At 69.3% G+C, this 25,144-nt stretch carries 23 protein-coding genes and 1 riboswitch; of the genes, 19 read left to right on the top strand and 4 right to left on the bottom strand.

Translation table 11 applies throughout. The features are described 5' to 3' along the window. Positions 1-22: 22 nt before the first annotated feature. On the top strand, positions 23-925 hold the full coding sequence (locus ACIRG5_RS17610; RefSeq protein WP_402905742.1) for a ricin-type beta-trefoil lectin domain protein: 903 nt from the start codon (positions 23-25) through the stop codon (positions 923-925). 5 nt (positions 926-930) lie between these two features. Here ACIRG5_RS17610 and ACIRG5_RS17605 read toward each other — a convergent pair whose 3' ends face one another. Next, entirely contained in the window at positions 931-1,539 is a 609-nt protein-coding gene (locus ACIRG5_RS17605) for a LysE family translocator (RefSeq protein WP_402905741.1), read from the bottom strand. Between the two features lie 148 nt (positions 1,540-1,687). On the opposite strand from ACIRG5_RS17605, the gene ACIRG5_RS17600 reads away from it, so the two are divergent. Beyond that, positions 1,688-2,422, top strand: a complete 735-nt coding sequence (locus ACIRG5_RS17600; protein ID WP_402905739.1) for a serine protease — start codon at positions 1,688-1,690, stop codon at positions 2,420-2,422. A 13-nt stretch (positions 2,423-2,435) separates the two neighbouring features. After that, positions 2,436-2,894 (top strand): GNAT family N-acetyltransferase, encoded by a 459-nt coding sequence (locus ACIRG5_RS17595; protein ID WP_360048207.1) that lies wholly within the window; start codon positions 2,436-2,438, stop codon positions 2,892-2,894. Here ACIRG5_RS17595 and ACIRG5_RS17590 read toward each other — a convergent pair. Then, entirely contained in the window at positions 2,848-4,041 is a 1,194-nt protein-coding gene (locus tag ACIRG5_RS17590; RefSeq protein WP_402905737.1) for an 8-amino-7-oxononanoate synthase, read from the bottom strand. The two genes, ACIRG5_RS17595 and ACIRG5_RS17590, sit on opposite strands and share 47 nt — an antisense overlap. 43 nt (positions 4,042-4,084) lie before the next feature. Here ACIRG5_RS17590 and ACIRG5_RS17585 point away from each other — a divergent pair, with 43 nt between their 5' ends. Further along, complete coding sequence (locus ACIRG5_RS17585) at positions 4,085-5,146, top strand: hypothetical protein (RefSeq protein ID WP_402905735.1); 1,062 nt, start codon at positions 4,085-4,087, stop codon at positions 5,144-5,146. Here ACIRG5_RS17585 and ACIRG5_RS17580 read toward each other — a convergent pair. After that, complete coding sequence (locus ACIRG5_RS17580; protein WP_402905733.1) at positions 5,130-5,963, bottom strand: zinc-binding alcohol dehydrogenase family protein; 834 nt, start codon at positions 5,961-5,963, stop codon at positions 5,130-5,132. The two genes, ACIRG5_RS17585 and ACIRG5_RS17580, sit on opposite strands and share 17 nt — an antisense overlap. An 84-nt stretch (positions 5,964-6,047) precedes the next feature. Between ACIRG5_RS17580 and ACIRG5_RS17575 the strand changes: the two genes are divergently transcribed. The 15 genes from ACIRG5_RS17575 (at position 6,048) to ACIRG5_RS17505 (ending at position 23,890) form a co-directional block, all read left to right on the top strand. Then, a complete protein-coding gene (locus tag ACIRG5_RS17575) occupies positions 6,048-6,554 on the top strand; it encodes a helix-turn-helix domain-containing protein (RefSeq protein ID WP_402905731.1) in 507 nt (168 codons plus the stop codon). 10 nt (positions 6,555-6,564) lie between these two features. Then, positions 6,565-7,524 (top strand): threonine aldolase family protein, encoded by a 960-nt coding sequence (locus ACIRG5_RS17570; RefSeq protein WP_402905729.1) that lies wholly within the window; start codon positions 6,565-6,567, stop codon positions 7,522-7,524. 30 nt (positions 7,525-7,554) lie between these two features. Beyond that, a riboswitch (cobalamin riboswitch) is annotated at positions 7,555-7,691 on the top strand. A gap of 37 nt (positions 7,692-7,728) precedes the next feature. Beyond that, positions 7,729-9,633 (top strand): putative cobaltochelatase, encoded by a 1,905-nt coding sequence (locus ACIRG5_RS17565; RefSeq protein ID WP_402905727.1) that lies wholly within the window; start codon positions 7,729-7,731, stop codon positions 9,631-9,633. A 38-nt stretch (positions 9,634-9,671) separates the two neighbouring features. After that, a complete protein-coding gene (gene cobO, locus ACIRG5_RS17560) occupies positions 9,672-10,286 on the top strand; it encodes a cob(I)yrinic acid a,c-diamide adenosyltransferase (protein WP_402905725.1) in 615 nt (204 codons plus the stop codon). Beyond that, positions 10,280-11,659 carry a cobyrinate a,c-diamide synthase gene (locus ACIRG5_RS17555; RefSeq protein ID WP_330273185.1) on the top strand — a complete coding sequence of 460 codons (1,380 nt, stop codon included), beginning with the start codon at positions 10,280-10,282 and terminating at the stop codon, positions 11,657-11,659. The genes cobO and ACIRG5_RS17555 overlap by 7 nt, the downstream gene beginning before the upstream one ends. 31 nt (positions 11,660-11,690) lie before the next feature. Beyond that, on the top strand, positions 11,691-12,734 hold the full coding sequence (locus tag ACIRG5_RS17550; protein WP_402905723.1) for a cobalt-precorrin-4/precorrin-4 C(11)-methyltransferase: 1,044 nt from the start codon (positions 11,691-11,693) through the stop codon (positions 12,732-12,734). Next, on the top strand, positions 12,734-13,555 hold the full coding sequence (locus tag ACIRG5_RS17545; protein WP_402905721.1) for a hypothetical protein: 822 nt from the start codon (positions 12,734-12,736) through the stop codon (positions 13,553-13,555). The genes ACIRG5_RS17550 and ACIRG5_RS17545 overlap by 1 nt, the downstream gene beginning before the upstream one ends. Beyond that, positions 13,537-14,808 (top strand): cobalamin biosynthesis protein, encoded by a 1,272-nt coding sequence (locus ACIRG5_RS17540; RefSeq protein ID WP_402905719.1) that lies wholly within the window; start codon positions 13,537-13,539, stop codon positions 14,806-14,808. Before ACIRG5_RS17545 ends, ACIRG5_RS17540 begins: the two co-directional genes overlap by 19 nt. A gap of 103 nt (positions 14,809-14,911) precedes the next feature. Next, positions 14,912-16,285 (top strand): M36 family metallopeptidase, encoded by a 1,374-nt coding sequence (locus tag ACIRG5_RS17535; RefSeq protein WP_402905718.1) that lies wholly within the window; start codon positions 14,912-14,914, stop codon positions 16,283-16,285. Between the two features lie 125 nt (positions 16,286-16,410). Continuing rightward, positions 16,411-17,184, top strand: a complete 774-nt coding sequence (locus ACIRG5_RS17530; RefSeq protein WP_402905716.1) for a S1 family peptidase — start codon at positions 16,411-16,413, stop codon at positions 17,182-17,184. Between the two features lie 50 nt (positions 17,185-17,234). Continuing rightward, the gene (locus ACIRG5_RS17525; RefSeq protein WP_402905714.1) at positions 17,235-17,948 is read left to right on the top strand and encodes a PIG-L deacetylase family protein; all 714 of its coding nucleotides are present in this window, start codon (positions 17,235-17,237) and stop codon (positions 17,946-17,948) included. A 51-nt stretch (positions 17,949-17,999) separates the two neighbouring features. Beyond that, a complete protein-coding gene (gene cobA / locus ACIRG5_RS17520; protein ID WP_330273192.1) occupies positions 18,000-19,208 on the top strand; it encodes a uroporphyrinogen-III C-methyltransferase in 1,209 nt (402 codons plus the stop codon). Positions 19,209-19,330: 122 nt separating this feature from the next. Beyond that, positions 19,331-20,194: a ricin-type beta-trefoil lectin domain protein gene (locus tag ACIRG5_RS17515; protein WP_402905712.1), complete on the top strand. Its 864-nt coding sequence runs from the start codon at positions 19,331-19,333 to the stop codon at positions 20,192-20,194. A gap of 130 nt (positions 20,195-20,324) precedes the next feature. Next, positions 20,325-22,055 carry an ABC transporter ATP-binding protein gene (locus tag ACIRG5_RS17510; protein WP_402906198.1) on the top strand — a complete coding sequence of 577 codons (1,731 nt, stop codon included), beginning with the start codon at positions 20,325-20,327 and terminating at the stop codon, positions 22,053-22,055. Between the two features lie 32 nt (positions 22,056-22,087). Further along, positions 22,088-23,890 (top strand): ABC transporter ATP-binding protein, encoded by a 1,803-nt coding sequence (locus tag ACIRG5_RS17505; protein ID WP_402906196.1) that lies wholly within the window; start codon positions 22,088-22,090, stop codon positions 23,888-23,890. Here the strand turns inward: ACIRG5_RS17505 and ACIRG5_RS17500 are convergent. After that, complete coding sequence (locus tag ACIRG5_RS17500; RefSeq protein WP_402905710.1) at positions 23,835-25,034, bottom strand: MFS transporter; 1,200 nt, start codon at positions 25,032-25,034, stop codon at positions 23,835-23,837. The genes ACIRG5_RS17505 and ACIRG5_RS17500 overlap by 56 nt on opposite strands. Between the last annotated feature and the right edge of the window lie 110 nt (positions 25,035-25,144).

The following is a 25,144-nucleotide window of genomic DNA, read 5'->3' as shown; positions in this document are numbered from 1 at the left end:
TAGGTCCGTAGCGTGCAGGGGCATGAGTGGAAGATCGTTGGGTGTCGTCGCCGCCATCGCGGCCGCGCTCACCCTGGGGGCAATGACCACAGTTCCCGCGAGCGCCGAGCCCGCCGGGAACCCGATCGTCGAACTGAAGAACGTCGCACGGAACCAGTGCATGACATCGGCCAGGAGTGACTACTTCCAGGTCGAGATGGCCGACTGCACCGGCGCCTCGACCCAGCGGTGGGAGAAGGTCGGCCTGCCGAACGGGCAGTTCCACCTGCGCAACATCGCCGACCGGTGGTGCGTCGACGGGGAACGTTCCTTCGTCACCGAAGCGTGCGACGAGGCCGACGGCTACCAGCGGTGGGAGTTCGTCACCGACGCGTCCGGCGCCACGAAGCTCAAGGCCGCGACCTGGCCGGGCTACGCCGACACGACCTGGTACGACGAGTTCGATCTCAAGATCATCCCGGACTCGTCGCAGGACAGCGACCACCAGCGGTGGGTCGTGACCGAGGCCGGCACGGCGCCGCCGTTGCCGGACACCACCGGTGCCGTGGTCACCCTGGAGAACTCCAGGTGGTGGGCCGTCGAGCTGACCGACCACTGCGCCCAAGGGGCCGGCATGGGGCCGTGCCCCGGATCGCCGTACCAGCGGGTGGAGCTCGCCGGCGGCGCGTTCCAGCTGCGGGCAGGCGACGTCTGTCTTCGTTCCAGGCCGGACACGAGGTTCGTCGACCTGACGGGCAACTGCGCCGCGGCCGATCCGGCGCAGCAGTGGCGGCTGGAGGGACCTGACCTGTTCGGTGGTCACCTGGTCCGCAACGTGGGCAACGGTGACTACCTCACGCCCAGCTCCGGAGGCCTGACCCTGTTCCAGAAGGATCCTCCCGGCCGGTACGCGCAGGTGCAGAGGTGGTACCTGCACCTCGCGTGAGCTGACTAGAGGACCAGACCGACCGACATGGTGAGGAAGACGGCCGCGCAGACAGCGTCGAGCGCGGTCGTCACACCGGGTCGCTTGAGCTTCCCGGCCACGCGCGAGGCCGCCAGCACGATCATCAGCTCCCACACCGCCGCCAGTCCGAGGAACACGACGGCGAGCATCGCGAGCTGAGGCGCCGGTTCACCCGATCCGATGAACTGTGGCAGGAACGCGAGCGAGAACAGGATCATCTTCGGGTTCGTGATGTTGGTCAGGAAGCCCTGTCGGAACGGCCGCGTGCTCATGACCTCCTCCGGCTCGCCGCCGGAGCGCCTGATCAGGCCGCGCGTGATGGAAATCGCCAGGTAGAGCAGGTAGCCGGCGCCGATCCAGCGCAGCGCCGTGAGCACCATCGGGTACTGCGCGAGCACCACTCCGAGACCCGAGATCACCAGTGCGACCTGGACCGCCGCGGCCGTGTGGATGCCGCCCAGCGCGAGCAGTCCGGCGCGGGTGCCCGACCGCAGTGACGTGCGCAGCAGCAGGAACGCGTCGACACCGGGGGTCACGATGACGACCGCGCACGCGATGAGAAAGGCCGGAACCTGGCCGAAGTCGAACAACACCGTACATACCCCCGTGATCTAAATCATAGACCGCAAAATCTCCGGCCTGATGGGACATTAACACGAGAATCTCCGGTTTTGACGTCGCCTTAGCGCGATCGCTACCGTTGGTGACCGATCGTCCACCTGGCGCAACGAGGAGTGGTCCGTGAGGGGTAAGCGGTGTGCCGTGCTGGTAGCGGTGATCGCGCTGGTCAGCGGTGGTTCGTCCGCTGATGCGATCGTTGGGGGGACACCCGCGCGGGTGGCCGACACCCCGTGGGTTGTGGCCATCACCACCACGGACGGTCAGCTGATCTGCGGTGGCGCGCTCGTCGCCCCGGACAAGGTCATGACGGCCGCGCACTGCGTGACGCTCAAGGGTGTGTTCGGCAAGAACCAGCGCCCCGCCGAGCAGTTGCGGGTGGTCGCCGGCCGCACCGACCTGCGGAACAAGGCCGAGGGCGTCGACGCGGTGGTCGCGGGCGTGTGGCGGCACCCCGACTACGTCGAGGTCACCAAGGGCGACGACGTGGCGGTCCTGACGCTCGCGAACCCGGTGCCGTACCGGACGATCGCGCTCGGCGAGGTCGGTGACGACGGCGTGGTGCTCGGCTGGGGCCGCACCGCCGAGAACACCCCGCCCGCCATGTCGCTGCGCAAGGTGACGGTGCCGATCCTGTCCGACTCCGAGTGCCTGCTGAAGGAGCCCGACTACCGGCCGGGCGCGATGCTGTGCGCCGGGCGAGGTGGCCGGGACGCCTGCACGGGCGACTCGGGCGGCCCGCTCGTGGTGCGCGGCAGGCTCGCGGGCGTCGTGTCGTTCGGCCGCGGCTGCGCACGCGCAGATGAACCTGGTGTCTACACCCGGCTCGCTCACTACCGGCAGACGCTGGGCTTCTGATATCCACGACCAGGTGCGAACCACACAGTTTCCGGCCACCCTGCGCCGTCAGTGGGGACTCGACCTGAGCCCCACCCAGCTCTACGCGATCTTGCGGTTGCGCCAGGACGTTTTCGTCGTGGAGCAGAACTGCGTCTACGCGGACGTCGACGGTCGCGATCTCGACCAGGGCACACGGCATTTCTGGCTGGAGTCCGAGGGATCGCACGAGCCGCTCGCGTACCTGCGACTGCTCGAAGAGGCAGACGGCACGTTCCGCGTCGGACGCGTCGCCACCGCGCGCATGGCCCGTGGCCGCGGCTACAGCCGTCGCCTCATGCAGGCCGCGCTCGTGGACATCGGCACCGCGCCGTCAGTGCTCGACGCGCAGACGTACGTCGCCGACTTCTACGCGTCGTTCGGGTTCGTCGCCGAGGGCGCCGAGTTCATCGAGGACGGGATTCCGCACCTGCGGATGCGGCGCTCTCCCTGATCACGCGCACCGCGCGCTCGATGTCGGCCTCGGTCAGATCGGCGCGCGCGGTGAGCCGCAGCCTGCTGATCTGGTCCGGCACCGACGGCGGCCGGAAGCAGCCGACGACGACACCGCTCGCGCGGCAGGTCTCGGCCCATTGGAACGCCTGCTCGGGGGACGGCGCGCGCACGCTCACCACGGCCGCGGTCGGCGTGCTGACCTGGAAACCGGCTTCCTTCAGGCGGTTGCTCAGGTCGTGCGCCACCGTCAGCGCCCGTTCGGGACGGTCAGGCTCCTCGCGCAGGATCTTGATCGCCGTGAGGGCCGCCGCCACGCTGCTGGGCGCGAGACCGGTGTCGAAGATGAACGGGCGCGCGGTGTCGATCAGGTGCTTGATCACCCGGCTCGGGCCGAGGACCGCACCGCCCTGCGCACCCAGCGACTTGCTCAGCGTCAGCGTGGTGATCACGTCCGGCGCCTTGATGATGCCCGCCTCGGCGACCGCGCCCCGGCCACCGGGTCCGACGACACCGAGTCCGTGCGCGTCGTCCACGACCAGCGCCGCACCGGTCGCGCGGCAGGCCTCGTGCAGCTCGTTCAGCGGGGCGATGTCGCCGTCGACGCTGAACACCGAGTCCGTGACGACGATCGCGCGCCGCTTGCCGCGCGTCTCCAGCGCGTGCCGGACCTTGCCGACGTCGCAGTGGTCCGCGACCACGACATCGGCCTTCGACAGGCGCGTGCCGTCGATCAGCGACGCGTGGATGTGCTGGTCCGCGACGATCGCCGTGCCGGGGCCCGTCAGCGCCGTCACCGCGGCGAGGTTCGCCATGTACCCGCTGCTGAACACCAGCGCGGACTGCGAGCCGCAGAAGTTCGCGAGCTCGAACTCCAGCTCGGCGTGCAGCTCCGTCGAGCCCGTGACCAGGCGCGATCCCGTCGAACCGGAGCCCCACTTCAGCGTGGCGGCGGCCGCGGCACCCGCGACACGCTTGTCCTTGGCGAGCCCCAGGTAGTCGTTGCTCGCGAGGTCGAGGTCCGTCGAGTCCGACGTGCGCGGCCGCAGTCGCCGGCTCAGACCAGCCTTGGCTCGCGCTTCAGAGCGGACGTCGATCCAGTCGAACGTCGACTCACCACCACTGGAAATCGCCTCAGTTGTGCTCACGGTCACCGCCTGAGTCTCCCATCCGCCCGCTAGCGTGCCGCTCGTGGACCTGTTCACCTTCACGCGCGCCGAACTCACCTCGCCGGTGCAGTTCCTCGGCGGCCGCTGGGTGGTGTCGGCCTACGACGACGTCCGCGCCGTGCTGGCCGATCCGGTCACCTACCTGCCCGACAACGCGCTGACCGCCGTGACTCCGGTGGGCACGGCCGCGTTGCGTTCCCTGGTTCGCGCCCGCTTCTCCCTGCCGCCGACCTTGGCGAACAACGGCTCCGACTCGCACGCTCAGTTGCGCCGCCTCGTCGCGTCGTTCTTCACTCCGGCTCGCGTTGCCGCTGCGGAGCCTCGCATCCGGTCCCTGGTTTTGGAACGGCTGGGTGGTACGGATCTCGTGCGCTCGCTCGCGTGGGACCTCCCGGCGATCGTGCTGATGGACCTGCTCGGGCTGGAGAACGTCGACATCCCGACGTTGAAGCGCTGGAGCTCCGGGTCGCTGGAGTTCTTCTGGGGCGACCTCTCGCGTGAACGGCAGCTGGAGCTGGTCGACGACGTCGGCGACTTCCACCAGTGGCTGATCAAGCGCTACCACGCCCGCGACGGCGAGCTGTTCTGCGCGCTGGCCGATGCCGGAGTGTCCGCTGAGGACTCCGCCGGTCTTTGCTACTTCCTGCTGATCGCGGGCCAGGAGACGACGACCCAGTTGTTGTCCACGGCGTTGCGCCGTGCGTTGCAGGACCGCGCGTTGTGGGCGCGCCTGGGTTCGCCTGGTGTGGCCGAGGCCTTCGTCGAGGACGTGCTGCGGACCGAGACGCCCGTGGTGACGTGGCGGCGGCTGACCGCGCGTGACGTCGTGCTGTCCGGTGTGCACGTGCCCGCCGGTGCGGAGCTCGTGTTGTTGTTGAGCGGCAAGGAGACCGATCCCCGGCACCTGGCGTTCGGCTACGGCCGCCACTTCTGCCTCGGCGCCGGGCTGGCACGGTTGGAGGCCGCGGTGACGTTGCGGACGGTGGCCGAGCACGAACCGTCGCTGCGGCTGGACGGCTCGGAGCCGGAGTGGCTTCAGCTGCTGTCGTTCCGGGCGCCCCGATCGGTCACGGTCGCGCGATGAGCTTGCCCGCCGTGGTGCGGGCTTCGAGTGCTCGGTGGGCTTCGGCGATCTCGTCGAGCCGGTAGACGTCGCCGAGGTTCGGCTTGAGTTGTAGCCCGAACACCTCTTCCGGCGTGGTGTCGCGGGGCAGACCCATGACCGCGACGCCCTTGCGGAAGATGTCGCTCGCCGTGACGTCCAGCGGTTCGCCGCTCGCGTAGCCGAACACGACCATGCGGCCGACACCGTCCTCGAGCAGCTCGAACGCGCTCTTGCCGACCTTGCCGCCGATGGACTCGAAGACGACGTCGACCGGTTCGAGTCCGTCCCAGTCGTAGCCGATGCCGCCCTTGCTGGACGCCGCGAGCACGGTCGCGCCCGCCCGTTCCGCGAGCTGCACGAGCAGACTGCCGACACCGCCGGACGCCGCCTCCACGAGAACCCGGTCGCCCGGCCGGATACGGGCCGCCTTGGCCGCCGCGACCGCCGTGGTGCCCTGCAGCAGCAGGGCGAGGGCCTCGTGGTCGCTCACGCCGTCTGGGACGTCGATCGGGTGCTCGACGACGGCCTTCGTGGCGTAGGCGCCGTCGCGTGGCACGCCCATTACCCGTCGGCCTTCTCTGGTGGTGCCAACGACTTCCGAGCCGAGGATGACCGGCAGGCTTGGCCCTGGATACCAGGGGAACAGCTCCCTGCCCTTGCCCCGGCGGATGACCGTCTCGCCGTAGTTGAGCCCGATCGCGGTGACGTCGACGAGCGTGTCGCCGGCCGGGTCCGGCACCTCCTCGACCTTCAGCACCTCGGGTCCGCCGAACTCGTGGAACCGCACTGCCTTCATTCGCTGCCTCCCCTGAATAAGCGGACCGCTGGTCCGGTTGCTAGAATACGGACTGCCGGTCCGCTTGTGTCAAGGGAGAGTTCGTTGGAACGTGCCGATGCCGCCCGCAACCGGGCCGCGATCCTGGCCGCCGCCACCAGGCTGATCGGCGAGCGCGGCATCGACGCCGTGTCGGTGGAGGACGTGGCCTCGGCGGCAGGTGTCGGCAAGGGCACCGTGTTCCGGCGGTTCGGCGACAAGGCGGGCCTGGTCAGGGCCGTGGTCGACGAGACGGCCGCCTCCTGGATCCGGACGGCGTCGTTGGAGTGCCGCTCCGCCGGAGAGTTCGCCGGCACGCTGTTCGACCACGTGCTGGCGTCGTTGCCGCTGGTCATCGCCGTGGAACGGACGACGGTCCGCAGCTGCGAGGGCAACTTCCGGATCACCGTCGAGCGGCTGGCCAGGTTGGTCGGCTCGACGTTCAAGGCCCACACCGTGCTGGCCGTGCTGCGGGGCGAGCACATCGAGTTCCTGCTGGCCCAGGGCATGACGGCCACCGAGATCCGGGCGGGCGTTATCTCGCTCGCGGACACGCTCGCCGCTGAGGTTTGATGCCCGGGTGATGAACCGACAGCTCTCCGGAACCCGCAAGAAGACGCTGCTGGAGAGGCTCGGCCCGGTGCCGGACGTCGACCCCGACCGCTACGGCGACGGCGGCCCGGTGGGCGCGCTGGAGACGCGGGTCGCACAGCTCCTGGGCACCGAGGCCGCGCTGTTCGTGCCGACCGGGACCATGGCGCAGCAGATCGCGCTGCGGTGCTGGGCCGACCGCACGCACAACCCGATCGTCGCGATGCACCCGCAGGCTCACCCGTTGAACCACGAGGACGACGCACTGACCGTGCTGTCCGGTCTGCGTCCGATCAAGGTCGCGAACTCTCGGGTCGCCACCTGCCCGGAGCCGTACGGGACGCTGCTGCTGGAGGTGCCGGACCGCGAGGCCGGTTTCGTCCTGCCGACCTGGGACGAGCTGACCTCGCTCGTGGATCTTGCACGGGAACGGGACGCGGTCGTGCACCTCGACGGCGCCAGGCTGTGGGAGAGCACGTTCGGCCTGGGCAAGCCGCTGCCCGAGATCGCGGGCCTGTTCGACTCGGTCTACGTGTCGTTCTACAAGTCCCTCGAAGGCATCTCCGGCGCGGCGCTCGCCGGCACCCAGGACTTCGTCGACCAGGCACGGGTGTGGCGGCACCGGTACGGCGGCATGCTGTTCCAGCAGTGGCCGGCCGCCCTGTCCGCGTTGCACGGCCTGGACACGGTGCTGCCCCGGCTGGGCACCTACGTCGAGCACGCCAAGGTCGTGGCCTCCGCCATGGGCCTGCCCGAACCGCACACGCACCAGTTCGCGCTGCACCTGCCCGGCGACCCGAAGCGGCTGACCGAGGTGAGCGGCAAGTTCCTCGGCAACTTCTGGCGGGACGGCCTGCTCGCGAAGAACGAGATCACGATCGCCGAGCCCGCGCTGGAGTGGACGGCGGACGAGGTGCGGGAGGCCTGGGCGGTGTTCCAGAGCCTGATCTAGGGCGACGTCGCTCACCTGGCTGTTGGACCCGGCGGTGCGAAATGCGACGATGCCGGGGCTGTGAGGGGAGTGCGAGGAAGCCGGTGCGAATCCGGCGCCGTCCCGCGACTGTGACCGGTAGTGAGAGAACCGGGAGTCAGGAACTCGTTCCCCTCTTGATCACCGACCGCGGGCGTGGACACCCGAGGAAGGACTTCGCCGAGCATGTTCCCCTTTTCGGCTGTCGTCGGCCATGACGATCTCCGGCTTGCCCTGCTGCTGAACGCCGTACATCCCGGCATCGGCGGCGTTCTCGTCCGCGGTGAGAAGGGGACCGCGAAGTCGACCATCGTGCGTGCCCTGGCCGCGTTGCTGCCCGAGTTGGACGTGTCGAAGGGCTGCCGGTTCGGCTGCGTGCCCGGCAGCACCGACTGCCCCGACGCGCCCCACGACGGCGTCGAACGGCGGCCGGCCAAGCTCGTCGAACTGCCCGTCGGCGCCACCGAGGACCGGCTGGTCGGGTCGCTCGACCTGGAGAAGGCGCTGACCGAGGGCGTGCGCGCGTTCCAGCCGGGGCTGCTGGCCGCGGCGCACCGGGGCGTGCTCTACGTCGACGAGGTCAACCTGCTGCACGACCACCTGGTCGACCTGCTGCTCGACGCCGCCGCGATGGGGCGCGCGCACGTGGAACGCGAGGGTGTGTCGGTCTCGCACCCGTCGCAGTTCCTGCTGGTCGGCACCATGAACCCCGAGGAGGGCGAGCTTCGGCCGCAGCTGCTCGACCGGTTCGGGCTGACCGTGGCGGTGAAGGCAGCGCGGGACGTGAGCGTGCGCACCGAGGTGATCCGGCGCCGGCTCGCCTACGAGGCCGACCCCGTGACGTTCGCGGCGAAGTGGGAGGCGGAGGACGCGAAGCTCAAGCAGCAGATCGCCGACGCCCAGCGGAAGCTGCCGCGAGTGTCCCTTCCGGACAGTGAGTTGCGCCGGATCGCCGCCGTCTGCGCGGCTTTCGAGGTCGACGGCATGCGCGCGGACCTCGTCGTCGCCCGTGCCGCCACCGCCCACGCGGCGTGGCGAGGTGCGGAAAGCGTCGAGGAGAACGACGTCGAGACCGCGGTCCGGCTGGCCCTGCCGCACCGGCGCCGCCGCGACCCGTTCGACGAGCCCGGCATCGAGGAGCAGCAGCTCGAAGACGCGATGCGCCAGGCAGCCGAGCACGCGGAAGAGCCGGACGAGGGCCCGGACGACGACGGTCCCGGCGGCGGCGAGCTGCCCGAGCCGCAGGAAGGCCCGAAGGGCAACGGGAACGCGCCCGGCGACCGTCCGGCACCGGAGCCCTCGCCCGCGTTCAAGGCGCGGCTGCTGGAGGTTCCCGGAGTCGGGGAAGGCGCGCCCGGCAAGCGGTCCCGGGCCCGCGCCCGCACCGGCCGGATCGTCCGTTCGTCCAAAGTGGACGGCAACGGACTGCATCTGGTCGACACGCTCACGAACGCCGCGCCGCACCAGCGAGCGCGTGGCCGCAGTGGTGCCGGGCTGCTGCTCACCGCCTCCGACCTGCGCAAGGCGGTCCGGGAGGGCAAGGAGTCGAACCTCGTCCTGTTCGTCGTCGACGCCTCCGGCTCGATGGCGGCGCAGAAGCGGATGTCGGCCGTCAGCGGCGCGGTGATCTCGTTGCTGCGCGACGCCTACCAGCGCCGGGACAAGGTCGGCGTGGTGACGTTCCGCGGCACCCAGGCCGAAGTCGCCCTGCCTCCGACGACTTCCGTGGACGCGGCGGCCGCCAGGCTCAAGAAGATGCGCACCGGGGGCCGGACCCCGCTCGCGGACGGCCTGATGAAGGCCCACCGCGTCCTGGAGATCGAACGGATGCGCGACCCGCAGAAACGCCCGCTCGTCGTGCTGCTCACGGACGGCCGCGCGACGTCGTCCGGCCTGGGCGGCGACCCGACCAAGGACGCGCTCAAGGCCGCCACGCTGCTGGAGAAGACCGCCGTCGTGGTCGTCGACTGCGAACAGGGCCACGTCCGCCTGGGCCTCGCGCAGAAGATCGCCGAGGCGTTGCAGGGCACCTGCGTGAAGCTCGACCAGCTCAGCGCCGACCACCTCGCCGGCGTCGTCCGGGCCGCGTGAGTTCGCTTCCCGGCGACCGACGAGCAAGGAGAAACCCAGTGCCCCAAGGACAACCCACCGAGGTGCCGAAGGACGGCCTGACCACCCGCCAGCGCCGCAATCGGCCGTTGCTGATGCTGCACACCGGTGAGATGAAGGGGAAGTCGACGTCGGCGTTCGGCATGGCGCTGCGCGGCTGGAACCAGGGCTGGGACATCGGCGTGTTCCAGTTCGTGAAGTCCGCCAAGTGGAAGGTCGGCGAGGAGTCCGCGTTCAAGGCGCTCGGCCGGCTGCACGACGAGACCGGCGAGGGCGGCGCGGTCGAGTGGCACAAGATGGGCGAGGGCTGGTCCTGGACCCGCAAGCAGGGCACCGAGGACGACCACGCCACGGTCGCGCTCGAGGGCTGGCACGAGATCCAGCGCCGGATCAACGCCGAACGCCACGGCTTCTACGTGCTCGACGAGTTCACCTACCCGCTGCACTGGGGCTGGATCGACGTCGACGAGGTCGTGGAGACCCTGGCGAACCGGCCCGGCCACCAGCACGTCGTCATCACCGGCCGGTACGCGCCGCAGAAGCTGATCGACGCCGCCGACCTCGTGGTGGAGATGACCAAGGTCAAGCACCCGATGGACGCCGGGCAGAAGGGTCAGCGGGGGATCGAGTGGTGAACAGGCTGGTCGTCGCGGCCCCGGCCTCGGGCAGCGGCAAGACCACCGTGGCGACGGGCCTGATGGCCGCGTTGCGCCAGGCCGGGTCGCGGGTCGCGCCGTTCAAGGTGGGACCCGACTACATCGACCCCGGCTACCACTCGCTCGCCACGAACAGGCCGGGCCGCAACCTCGACCCCGTGATGGTCGGCGAGCACCGGATCCCCGGCCTGTTCGCGCACGGCTCCAAGGGCTGCGACATCGCCGTGGTCGAGGGCGTGATGGGCCTGTTCGACGGCCGCATCGACACCGCGGGCATCGGCTCGACCGCGCACGTCGCGAAGCTGATCAACGCACCCGTGCTGTTCGTCGTGGACGCACGCGGGCAAAGCAGGTCGCTCGCCGCGCTGCTGCACGGGTTCCGCGGCTACGACCCGACGGTCCGGCTCGGCGGCGTGATCCTCAACCAGGTCGGCTCGGAACGGCACGAGCAGGTGCTCCGGTCGGCGTGCGATGAGGTCGGCCTCGACGTGCTCGGCGTGCTGCCGCGCGATCCGCAGTTCTCCTTGCCCTCACGGCATTTGGGGCTCGTGACGGCGGCGGAGCACGGTCCGGAGGCCGTCGCCGCGGTCGACGCGATCGCCGCCGCGGTGGGCAAGCACGTCGATCTCGACGCGGTGCGCAGGCTGGCCTCGTCGGTGCCCGCGATGGCCGTCGCCGCGTGGGAACCCCAGGTCGACCGCGTCGCGAACGAACCGGTGGTCGCCGTGGCGGGCGGAGCGGCGTTCACGTTCGGCTACGCCGAGCACGTCGAGGTGTTGAAGGCGGCGGGAGCGGCCGTCGCCGTCGTCGATCCGCTGCACGACGAAGACCTTCCGGAGGGCACGGCGGGCCTCGTCCTGCCCGGCGGATTTCCGGAGCAACACGCGGAAGCTTTGTCCGGCAACGCGAAGTTGCGCGAGGCAGTGGCCCGGTTCGCTCGTTCGGGTGCGCCGGTCCACGCCGAGTGCGGAGGGTTGCTGTACCTCGCGAGATCACTGGACGGGCACCCGATGTGCGGCGTGCTCGACGCCGAGGGGTTCATGACCCCGAAGCTGACCCTCGGTTATCGGGACGCGGTGGCCTCCGCGAGCTCACCGCTGCACCCGCCGGGCAGCCGCGTGACCGGCCACGAGTTCCACCGGACCCAGCTGTCCACACCGCACTCCACCCCGCCCGCGTGGCACTGGCGCGGTGTCGACTCACGGCCCGTCGCCGAGGGCTTCGTGGTGGGCGGCGTGCACGCGTCGTACCTGCACACGCACCCCGCCGGTGATCCGGAGGCGGTAGCCCGATTCGTGCGGGCCTGCCACCCGTTCGTGGCAGGAGTGGCAGACGGTACGGTCATCGCTTAAGTCTCTCCCCGAAACCCCCTGTGGAGCTGTCGTGACGACGACCGGTCGGGTCTCCTTCGTCGGCGCCGGTCCCGGTGCCGCCGACCTCATCACTCTCCGAGGCGCGCGCCGCATCGCGGAAGCCGACGTCGTCATCTGGGCGCCCACGGCGGTGGACGCCGAGTGCGTCCGCGAGCACGCCCGCGCCGACGCCGAACTGGTCGACTTCTCGCGCGTCACGCCGGAGGAGATCACGGACGTGTACCGCCGTGCCGCCGCGTCGCGTCAGGTCGTCGTGCGCCTGCACTCGGGCGATGCCGCGACCGGTGGTGGCGTCCAGGAGCAGCACGACCTGTGCGTGCGTCTCGGCCTCGAGGTCGAGGTCGTGCCGGGCGTGTCCGTCGTCGCCGCCGCTGCCGCGAAGATCGGCCGCGAGCTGACGCTGACCGAGGCGTCGTCCACCGTGCTGATCTCGCCGGAGAGCAGCGAGCTCGTGAGCGAGTTCGCCGCGCTGCAGACCACGATGGCCGCAACCGTCTCGGGCGCGCGCGTCGGCCAGTTCGTGGAGAAGCTGCTGCAGGGCGGGTACTCCGAGGCCACGCCGGTCGTGGTCGCGTACAAGGTGAGCCAGGCCGACGAACTGATCGTGCACACCACGGTCGGCGAGCTGGAGTCGGTGGTGAAGCAGCACAAGCTGTACCGCCCGACGCTGTTCCTCGTCGGTACCGCGGTGAAGGCGCCCACGCGTCGTGTCTCGGCGTCGGCGACGACGTCGGTGGACGAGCCGCTGCGCGCCGCCCGTCCCACTCGCTGGTCCCGCCGCGCCGCCTCGCGCATCGCGACCCGCGTGGACGAACCGATTCCCACGTCCGCGCCCGCTCCCGCCACCGCTCCCGTCGCCGAGCCGAACCCGGCGTGGACGGCGGTGGAGGAAATACAACAGTCCGTGCGCAAGCCCGCCGAGGAGCCCGCGCCGAAGCCGAAGCTGGTGGTGGTCGCGGCGGAGAAGCCGAAGCCGCCGACGGTCCGCGCTTCGACGGCCACTCCCAAGAAGCGGCCGTCCGCCCGTAAGCCCAAGCGCACCGCCGGCAACTGATGTCGGTCGAGAAGCTGCTGGAGGCGGCGGGCCGCCCCGTCGAGATCGTCGACGCGGCGGACGGCCTGCGCCCCGCGCTGAACGTGTGCCGCGCCCGCTCCGCCGTGCTCGTCAAGCTGGCCGCCGGCATCGGGCCCGCCGAGATCGGCGCGGGCCTCGCCGGCTGGCGGCGATCCCTGATCGTGCAGGACTCGGGCGAACTGACCACTGTGGACCCGCGCGACGCGGTGACGAGGCGCTGGACCGCGCCGGACGCCGTGTTGTGCCTGGCGGACAACGAGTTCCTCCGCGCGACCGACGGCTGGGCGTTGCCGGACGACGCCTTCGGGAGCCGCACGCACGTGCTCGGCGCCGAGGTCCGCGCGTTCGTGCTGGCCCGCCTCGCCCCCCGTCCCGGCGTGCTGGTGTGGGACGTGCTCGCGGGTTCCGGCGCGGTCGGCGTCGAGTGCGCCCGGCTGGGCGCCGCGGTCATCGCGGTCGAGCCGGATCCCGTGCAGTGCGTGCGCATCATCGCGAACGCGTCCGCGCACGGCGTCGACGTCCGCGTCGAGGAAACCGAACTGGACGCGCCCTCGTTGCCGCGCCCGGACGCCGTGTTCGTCGGCCGCGGCAATCTGAGCGCGGTCAAGGCGAGCGCGGCGGCCTCGGCCAAGCGCGTCGTCGTCGCGACGGAGAGCGTGGACGAGATCGTGCCCGCGCGCGACGCGTTGCAGGCCGCGGGATACGAGGTCGAAGGTGTGCACTGGACGGCCTCGCGCCTGCTGGACTCCGGGTTCGCGCCGGCCGTGCCGGTGACCGTGCTGTGGGGAACCAAGAAGTGATCGGGGTGTTCGCCGGCGCCGCCCACCGCGGTGACGCCGCAGATCTGGCCGGTCTGCTCGGTGCCGACGCCGTTGTCCCCGACGGTCCCGTCAAGCCCGCCGTCCGCGGCCTCTGGTCCCGGCTGGGCGCGGTCGTGCTGTTCCTGGACGCGGCCACCGCCGTCCGGTTGATCGCTCCCTTGTTGCGGGACAGGCGATCCGACCCCGCCGTGGTGTGCGTGGACGAGCACTTCGTCGTCGCGCTGGCCGGTGACGTGGACGTGTTCGCCCGCCACGTCGCGGACCTGCTGAACCGCACCGCCGTGGTGACCAGCGGCCCGTCCATCGACTCGGTGCTGGACGAACTGGTCGAGCAGCTCGACGCCACCGCGGACGGCGACGTCGAGGCCTGCACCGCCGCCATCGACGCGGGCGAGAAGGTCGTGCTGCGCAACCCGTTGAACTTCCCGCTGCCCGCGCTGCCGCCCAACGTCGTGGCGGGTGGTGAGGACGCGACGTGGGTGATCGTCATCGACGACCGGGCCGCGGCGACTAAGGACAACGTGCTGCGGATCGTGCCGCGCACGCTCGTCGTCGGTGTCGGCTCGACGCGCGGTGCGTCGGCCACGAGCGTGGGTGCCGCACTGTCGGAACTGGACACCCACGGTGGTCTGGATCTGCGCGCCATCAAGGCATTCGCGACGGCGGACGCCAAGGCGGACGAACCCGGCATCGTGGACGCCGTGGAGGACTGGGGTTTCTGGCACGGCGACACCGCCGAGCTGCTGACGTTCCCGACCGAGGAGCTCGCCGAGATCGGCGTGCCGAACCCGAGCTCGGTGGTGCGCAACTCGATGGGCACGGCGAGTGTCGCGGAGGCGGCCGCGTTGCGGGGCGCGCGCAGCATCGGTCACGGTGGTCGGATCGAGCTGGCGGCCGAGAAGTTCAAGCGGGACAACGTGACCGTGGCCGCGGCACGGGTGCTGCCGCGTGGCCGGCTCGCGCTGGTCGGGCTCGGTCCCGGCTCCGCCGAGGAACGCACGCCCCGTGCGGAGGCGGAGATCCGGCGGGCGGCGTTCGTGATCGGGACGCCGGAGGCGATCGACGCCGTCGGACCGCTTCTGCGCTCTGGCACCGAAGTCGGCCACGAGGGTGCGTGCGATTTGGCCTCACGTGGGGCCGCGGTCGCGTTCGTCGCTTTTGGAACCGGACCAACGCTGGACAATCCGGTCGAAGCCGACGTGATTGTTGTTCCCGGAGTATGGGAACACTGATGTTTTTCCTTCTTTCGTAGGGTCTCCGCTGAAGTTTTCTTGATTAGCGTCGCCATGCACACGGCCCATCCCTGCACCGGGCCCGAAAGCACTGGAGACCGGCATGAGAGCCCGTCGTCTCGTCGCTGTCGCCTGCACCGCCGGCGTCGCGCTGTCCCTGCTGACGATCACCGCCCAGGCCGCCGCGCCCAAGGAAGGCCTGCGGCTGCTGACCGTTCGCGACTCCCTGACCGCCACGCACACCTGGTACGAGCAGACGTTCGACGGGAAACCCGTGCTGGGCGCCTACTACGTCGAGCACGTCGACAAGGCGACCGGTGTGAAGACCGTGGACGACGGCAGGATCGCGGTCGGCACCGTCGACGTCACTCCGGCCGTCACCGCCGAGGACGCCAAGTCGAAGTCAGCCGGCGTTCCCGAGGGCGCGAACCTGAAGGTGCTGCCCGGCACCGGCCTCGTCTACGAGGTGATCTCCGACAACGGCAAGGGATCCGAGCGCACGCTGGTACACGCGGAGTCCGGCGCCGTCGTGAAGACCGAGAGTCTGGTCAAGCACGCGAACGGCACCGGCAAGGTGTTCAGCCCGAACCCCGTTGTCTCGCAGCAGAACCAGAACCTCAAGGACGCCAACGACGCCGACTCGGCCGTGCCCGCCGCCGCGTACAAGTCGGTCACGCTGTCCGATCTGGACGGTTCCGGCTACCTCAAGGGCAGCTACGCGACGATCACCGGCGCCAAGGGCAAGCTCGCGTACAACAAGACCAACAAGTTCGAGTACACGCGGAACAACGACTACTTCGAGCAGGTCAACGCCTACTGGGGCGTGACGGAGGCGCAGAAGTACATCCAGAGCCTCGGGTTCAAGAACATCAACAACGAGGCGCAGAAGATCACCACGCTGGGCCTGACCGAGGACAACTCGTTCTACGACCCGTCGAAGGACCAGATCACCTTCGGCACGGGCGGCGTGGACGACGCCGAGGACCTCGAGGTGGTGTGGCACGAGCTCGGCCACGCGATCCAGGACGCCCAGGTGCCGGGCTTCGGCTCGTCGCTCGACGGCGGCTCGATCGGTGAGGGCTTCGGCGACTGGTGGGCGTTGGTGCTGTCCTCGCGTGACTCGCAGGACACGGCCACGACCCCGTTGGCGTGCATCATGGACTGGGACTCGACCTCGTACACGACCACGACGCCGCACTGCATCCGTCGTGCCGACACCGAGCTGAAGGTCGGCGACCGGCAGAACGAGGTGCACTTCGACGGCCAGATCTGGTCGCGGGCTCTGTTCGACGTCTTCAAGGCCTTCGGCCGGGACAAGGCGGCGAAGATCGTGCTGGAGTCGCAGTTCTCCTACACGCCGAACACGACGTTCAAGGCTGCCGCCGAGGCGACCGTCGCCACGGCCAAGAAGCTCTACGGTGACGCGGATGCCGCCACGGTTACGGCCGCGTTCAAAGCTCGCGACATCCTCAAGTAGGTCAATTGTGAAGTCGGACATGTGCGACTAATGGCGGTTACGCCGCCGAATCCCCGCCCGTGACGCTGTGTGTGCCGCTGTTGTACATCCTGCACACACAGTGTCATCGGGAAGGACTGGCAAACATGGCGAAAACCCTGCATCGCCTGATCGTGTCCGTCGTGGTGTCCGCTCTCGCGAGCATCTTCTTCATCGCCCCGGCCAATGCGAGCGACGTGTCGCCGATGATCGTCGGTGGTACGCGGGCAAGCACCTCGACCTATCCGTGGGTGGTCTACCTGGCTTCGACCTCCGGTTCGCAGTTCTGCGGTGGAACGCTGGTGAAGGCCAACAAGGTCGTCACCGCCGCGCACTGCGTCAAGGGCAGCTCCGCCTCCAGCGTGCGCGTTGTGCACGGCCGTGACGACAAGCAGAGCACCGCGGGCACGGTCGTCAGCGTGACCAGGATCTGGGTGCACCCGAGCTACACCACCGCGACCGCCGGCTACGACGTCGCGGTGCTGACGCTGGCCAGCAACATCAGCTCGGCCACCCTGCCGCTGGCCACGCCGTCCGACACCGCGCTCTACGCGGCCGGCAACTCCGCGCTGATCCTCGGCTGGGGCACCACGTCCTCCGGCGGTTCCGCCTCGCGGTACCTGCTCAAGGCCAACGTGCCGCTGACCTCGGACTCGACCTGCAAGACCGCGTACTCGCAGTACAGCAACAGCTCGATGATCTGCGCGGGCTTCCCGCAGGGCGGCACCGACACCTGCCAGGGCGACTCCGGTGGCCCGCTGGTGTTCGGCGGCAAGCTCATCGGTGACACCTCGTGGGGCCGCGGCTGTGCCGGTGCCGGCTACCCCGGCGTGTACGGCCGGATCGCCACGTACTACTCGGTGATCACTGCTCAGCTGTAAGCCGTCATTTGCTTGTTGCAGGGTGCGCGCGTGGCGCGCACCCTGCACGCATGGCTGATCTAGAACCTGTACCGGAAGACTGGTCGAACGCGCTGGTCGTCGTCGCTCACCCCGATGACATGGAGTACGGCGGTGCAGGCGCCATCGCGCGGTGGACCGCCCAAGGCAAGAACATCGTGTACCTGCTCGCGTGCCGTGGCGAGAACGGCATCGACTCGATGGAACCGAGTGTCTGCGGGCCGTTGCGGGTCGCGGAGCAGATCGCGGCGTGCGTGGCAGTCGGCGTGACCGAGGTCGAGTTCCTGGACCACTCGGACGGCACCATCGAGTACGGCCTTCCGCTGCGGCGCGACATCGCGGCCGCCATTCGTCGGCACAAGCCGGAGGTCGTGATCACCGGCAACTACCGCGAGACCTGGCCCGGTGGCGGCCTGAACATGGCCGACCACATCGCCGTCGGACGCGCGACCGTCGACGCGGTGCGGGACGCGGGCAACCGGTGGATCTTCCCGGAGCTCGGGCTGGAGAAGTGGGAAGGCGTGAAGTACGTGGCGGCGGCGTCCTCACCGTTGGCGACGCACGCCGTGGACATCACCGACTCGTTCTACGCCTCCGTGGTCTCTCTACGCGCGCACAAGGCGTACCTGGAGGCCTTGAGCGGCGACATGGCCGATCCCGCGACGTTCCTCCGTTCGATGGCGGAGAACACCGGGAAGCGGTTCGGAGGAGTGCTGGCCACCTCTTTCGAGCTGCTGGCGCTGTGACCATGTTCCCTTCGGCTGGACACGGCGTGTCCCGTGTGGATGCTTCTACGCATGCCCTTTGAACAGCACTACCTGGCCGGCCTCGACCTGCGGGGCCGGCGCGTCCTCGTGGTCGGCGGCGGCACGGTCGCGCAGCGCCGTCTACCTCGCCTGATCGCGTCCGGCGCCGTCGTCGAGCTCGTGTCGCCCTCCGTCACACCCGCCGTGCAGGGCATGGTCGACGCGGGAGAGCTGACGTGGCACGAGCGGCGTTATGAGGCCGGTGACGTCGAGGGCGCGTGGTACGTGGTGGCGTGCACGTCGAACGTCGAGGTGAACACGCAGATCGGCGAGGAAGCGCTCTCGCAGCGTGTGTTCTGCGTGCGCGCGGACATCGCCGTCGAGGGCACGGCGGTGACGCCGGCGACCGGTACGCACGACGGCATGTTGATCGGTGTGCTTGCGGGTGGCGAGCACCGCCGGTCGGCCTCCGTGCGGGACGGGCTCGTGGCGGCGTTGCGCGACGGGCGCATCGCGGACCAGGCCGCTCCGCCGGTCGGCGTGGCGCTGGTGGGTGGCGGACCCGGTGATCCTGAGCTGATCACCGTGCAGGGCAAGCGATTGCTGGCCCACGCGGACGTCGTGGTGGCCGATCGGCTGGCGCCGCGCGAACTGCTGGAGGAGCTGCCAGCGCACGTCGAGGTCGTGGACGCGGCGAAGATCCCCTACGGCCGCGCGGCGACGCAGGAGTTCATCAACCAGACGCTGATCGACCGCGCCAAGGAGGGGAAGTTCGTCGTCCGGCTCAAGGGCGGCGACCCGTACGTCTTCGGGCGCGGCTTCGAGGAACTGCTGGCGTGCGCCGAGGCCGGCATCCCGGTGACCGTGGTGCCGGGCGTGACGTCGGCGTTCGGTGTGCCCGCGCTGGCCGGTGTGCCGGTGACGCACCGAGGCGTGGCGCACGAGGTCGTCGTCGTCTCCGGTCACGTTGCGCCGGACGACCCGCGCTCTCTCGTCGACTGGTCCGCGATCGCACGCCTTCGCGGCACCGTCGTGCTGATGATGGCCGTTGAACGAGCCGGTGCGTTCGCCACGGCGTTGATGGAAGGCCGCCCCGGTTCGACCCCCGTCGCCGTGATCCAGGAGGGCAGCACGGCATCTCAGCGCGTTCTGCGGTCCACTTTGGACTCCCTGGGTGCCGACGTGAAGGCGCACGAGATTCGTCCTCCGGCGATCATCGTGGTCGGCCCCGTCGCGGGCATTGCTTCCGCAAATAGTTAGATAAGTTTCTTTACAAAAGCCGCGCACCCGGTGGACTCTGCATTCACGCCGCCAAGTCCACCGGTTTTGCGGAGGCCCGCATGAAACGCGCCCTGTCTTTGGTGGCAGGCATTGTGCTTGCGATGTCCGGTTTGGTCGTTTCGACCCCGGCGAACGCGGCATCCCAACAGGTTTTCTGGACCTTCTACGGCTGGTACGACAACACGCCGCCTGGTGGCGACATCGCCTATCCGGGGCTCCACGACACGGCCGGCGGCAAGGGCACGTGGTCGGACCCGATCACGTTCGCGACGTCCAGCAAAGAGGCCAAGCCGGGAACGAAGATCTATTTCCCGCGGGTCAAGAAGTACTTCGTCATGGAGGACTCCTGTTCCTCCTGTGAGCAGGACTGGAACGGCAACGGCCCCAACGGCGGCCCGAAGCTGTGGCACTTCGACGCGTGGATCGGCGGCAAGGGCGGCAACGCCATGAACGCGATCGACTGCGAGGACGCGCTGACGAACTACCACGACGACGGCAAGCCGGTGATGGAGGAGACGATCCTCAACCCGCCGTCGAACCTGCAGGTGGACTCGACGCCGATCTTCAACACCTCGACCGGCGAGTGCTACGGCGGCGCGAAGCCCAAGACCACCAACGGCGAGTACAAGAACGTCTCGACCGGCAAGTGCCTGCAGGGCGGCTCGTCTGGTGCCCAGCTGACCACGGCGACCTGCAACGGTTCCGAGAAGCAGCAGTTCAAGTTCCACGGCGCGTTCATGGAGCAGGGTTCGCCCCAGCAGTGCGCCACGCTGTCGTCGGGCAAGGTGCTGCTGAAGAAGTGCGACGGCGGACCGGCACAGCAGTGGTCCATCAACCCGAACAAGACCATTTCGGACATGCAGTACAACACCAAGTGCTACCGAGACGCGTCCGGCAAGGTGACGGCGGCGTCCTGCTCCGGTTCCGCCGCCCAGTGGACCTTCAAGGCGGCGGCGAAGAAGTAGCAAATTCACTTTGCGGCTGTGCTCACCACCGTTCAGGCTTCGGTCTGGACGGTGGTTTTTTCATGCACCTCTCGACCCACAGGAGCCTTGCTTGTCCACCCAGACAGCCTCGCCACCAGGCGGGGACCGAGTGCTCACCCGCCTGCTGACGACCTACCTGCGGCCGTACCGCAGGGAGCTGACCATCGTCGTCGCGTTGCAGCTCGTCGGCACGGTCGCCTCGCTGTACCTGCCGAGCCTCAACGCCGACATCATCGACAACGGCGTGGCCCGCGGTGACACCTCGTACATCGTGGATCAGGGCGTCTGGATGCTCGTCGTCTCGCTGCTGCAGATCGCCTGTTCGATCGTGGCCGTCCGGTACGGCACGCGCACCGCGATGGCGTTCGGGCGGGACGTGCGGTCCGGGGTGTTCCACCGCGTCGGCTCGTTCTCCGCGCAGGAGGTCGCGCGGTTCGGAGCGCCGTCGCTGATCACCCGCACCACCAACGACGTCCAGCAGATCCAGGTGCTGGTGGTGATGCTGACGACGATGTTCGTCGCGGCGCCGATCATGTCCGTGGCCGGTGTCGTCATGGCGCTGCGCGAGGACGTCGGGCTGTCGTGGTTGCTGCTGGTCTGCGTGCCGGTGCTGGCGGTCGCGATCGCCATGATCACCGTGCGGATGGTGCCGTTGTTCCGCCGTCAGCAAGAGCGCATCGACCACGTGAACCGGGTGCTGCGCGAACAGCTCACGGGCGTCCGGGTGGTGCGGGCGTTCGTGCGGGAGAAGGCGGAGACCGAGCGGTTCGCCGACGCCAACGCGCAGCTCACCGACATCGCGCTGAGGGCGGGCCGGCTGCAGGCGATGATCTTCCCGACGGTCATGCTGATCTTCAACGTGTCCAGCGTCGCGGTGCTGTGGTTCGGGGCGCACCGCGTGGCGGACGGGGAGATGCAGGTCGGCGCGTTGACCGCGTTCCTCGCCTATCTCCTGCAGATCCTGATGTCGGTGATGATGGCGTCGTTCATCTCGACGCTGGTGCCACGTGCCTCCGTCAGCGCCGGGCGGATCATGGAGGTCATCGAGACCGAACCGTCGGTGCACGCTCCTGCGGATCCGGTGGCCGCGTCTCTCGGGCGCGGAGAGGTCTCCTTCCACAGTGCGGAGTTCCGCTATCCCGGAGCCGACGCTCCGGTGCTCAGGAGCACGTCGTTCAGCGTGGGCGCCGGGCAGACCACCGCGATCATCGGCAGCACCGGCTCCGGCAAGACGACGTTGATGAGCCTGATCCCGCGGCTGATCGACGTGACGGCGGGGGAGGTGCGGGTCGGCGGCGTCGACGTGCGGGCGCAGGACCCCGAGGCGTTGCGTTCGCGGATCGGCCTCGTGCCGCAGGTGTCGTACCTGTTCACCGGAACCGTGCGATCGAACCTTCAGCACGGCGCACCGGACGCCACCGACGAGCAGATGTGGACGGCGCTGGACATCGCGCAGTCGCGGGACTTCGTCACCGCGATGGGCGGGCTGGACGCCACGATCTCCCAGGGCGGGACCAACCTGTCCGGCGGCCAGCGGCAGCGGCTCTCCATCGCGCGGGCACTGGTGCGCCGGCCGGACGTGTACCTGTTCGACGACTCGTTCTCCGCGCTCGACCTCGCCACCGACGCGGCGTTGCGAGCGGCACTGCGGCCGTACACCCGCGACGCCGCCGTGATCGTCGTGGCGCAGCGGGTCTCCACAGTGGCCCAGGCGGACCAGATCCTCGTGCTGGAGAACGGCGAGATCGTCGGCAGGGGCACGCACCGCGAACTGATGGACAACTGCCCCACGTACCTGGAAATCGTCCACTCGCAGCTCACGCCGGAGGAAGCGTCATGACCACCACCGCTCGTGAGCAGCCGCCGCGACCGATGGCCGGTCCGGCCGGCCGGTTCGCCATGCAGGCCCCGGTCAGCAAGGCGGCGGACTTCGGCACGTCGGCCCGGCGTCTGGCCGGCCTGATGAAACCCGAACGCGTCACCTTCGCCTTCGTCGTCGGGCTTGGAGTGCTCGGCATCTCGTTCACCGTGCTGGGCCCGAAAATTCTCGGCGACGCCACCGACATCATCTTCAACGGCCTGCGCGGTTCGGGCATCGACTTCGGTTCTCTCGGGGCGGTGCTCTCGTTCGCGGCGGGCCTGTACGTGCTGGCCTCGCTGTTCAGCTGGTTGCAGGGGCGGCTGCTGAACACGGTGGTGCAGCGCGTGGTCTACCGGTTGCGCGAGAGCGTCGAGGAGAAGCTGCACCGGTTGCCGCTCAAGTACTTCGACAGCCAGCCGCGCGGCGAGCTGCTCTCCCGCGTCACCAACGACATCGACAACATCTCGACGACGTTGCAGCAGACGATGAGCCAGCTGCTCACCGCTGTTCTGAGCATCATCGGCGTGACGGTGATGATGTTCGTGATCTCGCCGCTGCTGGCGGCGGTGATGATGCTCGTCATCCCGATCTCGGTCGCCCTGACCCGTGCGATCGGCAAGCGCGCGCAGAAGCAGTTCGTGGCGCAGTGGAAGCACACCGGCCGGCTGAACGCGCACATCGAGGAGGCGTTCAGCGGCCACCAGCTGGTGACCGCGTTCGGCAGGCAGCAGGAGTCGGAGGCGGAGTTCCGCCGCCGCAACGATGAGCTGTACGAGGCGGCCGCCGGAGCGCAGTTCGTGTCCGGCCTGATCATGCCGTCGATGATGTTCCTGTCGAACCTGAGCTACGTCGCCATCGCGGTGATCGGCGGCCTGCGCATCACCACCGGCGGCATGACGCTGGGCGAGGTGACGGCGTTCATCCAGTACTCGCGCCAGTTCACTCAGCCGCTCACCCAGGCCGCCTCCCTGTCGAACCTGCTGCAGTCCGGCGTGGCGTCGGCGGAGCGCGTGTTCGAACTCCTCGACGCACCGGAACAACGCCCGGACCCTGCGGACGCCGTGCCACCACCGTGGCGCTGCGGCAAGGTCGAGTTCCAGGACGTCTCGTTCTCCTACGACCCGGACAAGCCGCTGATCGAGAACCTCTCGCTGATCGCCGAACCAGGCCAGATGATCGCCATCGTCGGCCCCACCGGCGCGGGCAAGACGACACTCGTGAACCTCATCATGCGGTTCTACGAGCTCGGCGGCGGCCGGATCCTGCTGGACGACGTGGACATCACCTCGTTGCGCCGCGCAGACCTGCGCGCACAGGCAAGCATGGTGCTGCAGGAGACATGGCTGTTCGGCGGCACCATCCGCGACAACATCGCCTACGGCAAACCGGGTGCCACAGAGGAGGAGATCCTCGCCGCGGCCGAAGCGACCTATGTGGACCGTTTCGTGCGCTGCCTGCCCGACGGCTACGACACCGTGATCGACGAGGAGGCCTCGAACGTCTCCGCGGGCGAGAAACAACTCCTCACCATCGCGCGTGCGTTCCTGTCCGACCCAACGCTGCTGATCCTCGACGAGGCCACCAGCTCAGTCGACACCCGCACGGAGTCGTTGGTGCAACACGCCATGGCGGCCCTGCGCTCGTCGCGCACGTCGTTCGTCATCGCCCACCGCCTGTCCACCATCCGCGACGCCGACCTGATCCTGGTGATGGAGGCCGGGCGCATCGTCGAACAGGGCACGCACGACGAGCTGCTGGCTAGGCAGGGCGCGTACCACCGGCTGTACTCGGCGCAGTTCGCGGCGGCGATCTGAAGTGAGCGCGTAACGGCTTGAAGCTGAACAACCCCACCGCGGTGCGCAAGGCGACGGCCACGTACCACGGAGCCAACAGTCCGAAGTAGTCCGCTGTGAGCCCGCCCAGCAGCGCGCCGACCGGCTGAACACCCCAGGTGATCAGGGTCTGCGCGCTGCTGACGCGCCCCAGCAGTTCCGTGGGCACCACACGCTGTCTGAAGCTTGAGGTCGCCACGCCCCACACGGCCGTGCAGAACGAACTCACGACCGCGAACGCCGCAACCGTGGGAAGGTCGTGGGCGACCGTCGCGATTCCCAGCCACATCAACGGAATCAACACCACAGTCGCCGCAACCGTGCCGCGATACCTCGCAAGCAGTCGTTCAGCGAGCAACCCGCCCGCGACCCCACCACACGCGAGAGTGGCCAGAAACGCCCCGAACCCTGCGTTGGTCAGCCCGAGCCTCTGCTGGGCGAACAGCACCAGCGTCGCCATCGTCATCGCGATGCACAGGTTCGTCGTCGCCGACACGACCGTGATGGTTCTGAGTGCCTTGTGCCTCAACAGCCACCGCATGCCTTCCCTGGCCTTCGGCCTGGCCGTCGGCTCCTTGCGTTCGGTGCGCATCCTGGTGACCAGCGCTGCCGCGATGGCGAACGTCAGCGCGTTGACCCAGAACGGCGCAGGAACGGCGATCGCGAACAACAGGCCACCCAGCGGCGGTCCCACGAACTGCAGCGCCACCGCCTGCGACGCGAACAGCCGCCCGTTCGCCCGCTCCAGCAGATGGTTCTCCACGGTGGCCTTGATGAGCGGCTGCCCGACCGCCCTCGGCACGGTCTCGACGGTGCCGATCAGAAACGCCATGCCGTACAGGAAAGCGATGTGTGCGCCGTGGAAGGCCGCGAGCAGGGCCATGAGCGCGCACTGGACCCACAGGGCCGTGAGGAGAAGGCGCCGTCCGTCGAACCGGTCCGCCGCCGCGCCCGCCGAGAGCGAGACCAGCAGCCAGGGAAACGTGCCGAAGAAACTGACGCCGGCGATCAGCTTCGGATCCTGGGTGAGCGTGGTGGCGAGCAGCGGAAGCGCCGCCAGGAAGATGCCGTCCCCCAACGCCGAGATGGCGCTGCCGCCCCACAGCAGGTACCAGTTCCGCCCCATGCCGCACCTTACGTGCCGCACCGAAAACGCCCGCAGCTCAGGCCCCGCCCTCCCAGGGGGCTGACCACCTACCTCCACCCAACCTAACGACGATTCGGGCGTGTCAACCC

Source organism: Lentzea sp. NPDC102401 (assembly GCF_044765805.1).
GTDB lineage: Bacteria > Actinomycetota > Actinomycetes > Mycobacteriales > Pseudonocardiaceae > Lentzea > Lentzea sokolovensis.
The sequence above is the reverse complement of the archived record's forward strand: the minus strand, read 5'-3'. Positions and strand labels throughout refer to the sequence as shown.

Bases quoted from the DNA above. Each gene is read 5' to 3' on its own strand.
- ACIRG5_RS17610 (WP_402905742.1), top strand. From the start codon at position 23: ATGAGTGGAAGATCGTTGGGTGTCGTCGCCGCCATCGCGGCCGCGCTC.
- ACIRG5_RS17580 (WP_402905733.1), bottom strand. From the start codon at position 5,963: ATGAAGGCAGTGCGGTTCCACGAGTTCGGCGGACCCGAGGTGCTGAAG.
- ACIRG5_RS17570 (WP_402905729.1), top strand. From the start codon at position 6,565: ATGAACCGACAGCTCTCCGGAACCCGCAAGAAGACGCTGCTGGAGAGG.
- ACIRG5_RS17565 (WP_402905727.1), top strand. From the start codon at position 7,729: ATGTTCCCCTTTTCGGCTGTCGTCGGCCATGACGATCTCCGGCTTGCC.
- ACIRG5_RS17545 (WP_402905721.1), top strand. From the start codon at position 12,734: ATGTCGGTCGAGAAGCTGCTGGAGGCGGCGGGCCGCCCCGTCGAGATC.
- ACIRG5_RS17535 (WP_402905718.1), top strand. From the start codon at position 14,912: ATGAGAGCCCGTCGTCTCGTCGCTGTCGCCTGCACCGCCGGCGTCGCG.
- ACIRG5_RS17530 (WP_402905716.1), top strand. From the start codon at position 16,411: ATGGCGAAAACCCTGCATCGCCTGATCGTGTCCGTCGTGGTGTCCGCT.
- ACIRG5_RS17525 (WP_402905714.1), top strand. From the start codon at position 17,235: ATGGCTGATCTAGAACCTGTACCGGAAGACTGGTCGAACGCGCTGGTC.
- cobA (WP_330273192.1), top strand. From the start codon at position 18,000: ATGCCCTTTGAACAGCACTACCTGGCCGGCCTCGACCTGCGGGGCCGG.
- ACIRG5_RS17515 (WP_402905712.1), top strand. From the start codon at position 19,331: ATGTCCGGTTTGGTCGTTTCGACCCCGGCGAACGCGGCATCCCAACAG.
- ACIRG5_RS17505 (WP_402906196.1), top strand. From the start codon at position 22,088: ATGGCCGGTCCGGCCGGCCGGTTCGCCATGCAGGCCCCGGTCAGCAAG.
- ACIRG5_RS17500 (WP_402905710.1), bottom strand. From the start codon at position 25,034: ATGGGGCGGAACTGGTACCTGCTGTGGGGCGGCAGCGCCATCTCGGCG.